Origin of the sequence: Calidithermus roseus (assembly GCF_003574095.1) — a bacterium.
Classification (GTDB): Bacteria; Deinococcota; Deinococci; order Deinococcales; family Thermaceae; genus Calidithermus; species Calidithermus roseus.
In genome coordinates this window covers 1-1,030 of record NZ_QWLA01000170.1, presented here as the reverse complement: position 1 = coordinate 1,030, position 1,030 = coordinate 1, and the positions used below count along the sequence as shown (strand labels likewise).

Sequence of the window (1,030 nt, the reverse complement as noted above, 5' to 3'; positions counted from 1 at the left end):
ATACCAAACCTATGTAGATAATAATGCATGCCGAGCAAAGCCATACCCCTACACCCCCACCTGAGCCTGGAGGAACTCGAACAGCGCTACCGTAGCTGCAAGGATGCCAAGGAGAAGACCCGCTGGCAGGTGATCTGGTTGTACGCCCAGCAGACCCGGGAGAACCGCCCCAGCACCCTGGCGGTGAGCCGGGCCACCGGGTTTAGCCAGAACTGGGCCTACAAGCTCATCCGGCGCTACAACGCCGAGGGACCCGAAGGGCTCATCGATAAGCACCGCTACAACCCGGGAGGGGATAAGCGGGCTCTGCTGAGCAAACAGCAGCAACAAGCCCTCGGGCGGGCCCTGCAAGAGCGCCCCCCCGACGGGGGGGTGTGGACGGCCCCCAAGGTGGCCCGCTGGGTGAAGGAGCACACCGGCAAAACCATGGCCGAGGTCACTGCCTGGACCTACCTGCGCCGCTTGGGCTTCACCCTGCAACGCCCCCGCCCCAGGCACCCCCAGAGGGCCACGGCCGAGGCGCGGGCGGCGTTCAAAAAAAGCTAGCCGAGGTGGTCGAAGAACAGCGTCGGCTCTACCCTGGGCGAGCGCGCGCGGTGGAGGTCTGGGCCCAGGACGAGGCCCGCCTGGGCCTGAAGCCGATCGTGCGCAGGGTCTGGGCGCTCAAAGGACAGCGGCCTCTGGCCTTGCATCGCAGCCGCTATGAATGGCTGTACGTCTACCTCTTCGTGCATCCGGCCAGTGGGAAGAGCACCTTCCTGATCCTGCCCACGGTGAACAGCGCGCTCATGAGCCTGGCCCTACAGGAGTTCCAGCGGGAGGTGGACCCAGAGGGGAGGAAGGTCCTGGTGCTGCTCCTGGACAACGCGGGCTGGCACCGGGCCAAAGACCTCCAGGTACCGCCCGGTCTGCTGCTGCTGCACCTACCGCCCTACACCCCGGAGCTCTCCCCGGCGGAGCCGGTGGTGCCTCTGCTGCGGGAAGCGGTGGCCAATGAGAGCTTCCCCAGCTTGGAGGCTTTGCAAGAGCG

2 protein-coding genes are annotated in these 1,030 nt (G+C 66.1%); both read left to right on the top strand.

Translation table 11 applies throughout. From position 1 onward, the window contains the following. Positions 1-27 precede the first annotated feature (27 nt). On the top strand, positions 28-546 hold the full coding sequence (locus Mrose_RS18430; protein WP_119280673.1) for a winged helix-turn-helix domain-containing protein: 519 nt from the start codon (positions 28-30) through the stop codon (positions 544-546). After that, a partial coding sequence (locus Mrose_RS18425) for an IS630 family transposase (protein WP_245970030.1) occupies positions 444-1,030 on the top strand: 587 nt, incomplete at its 3' end. The genes Mrose_RS18430 and Mrose_RS18425, both read left to right, overlap by 103 nt.

Excerpts from the sequence above, each read along its gene's own strand:
- Mrose_RS18430 (WP_119280673.1), top strand. The coding sequence starts at position 28 with ATGCCGAGCAAAGCCATACCCCTACACCCCCACCTGAGCCTGGAGGAA.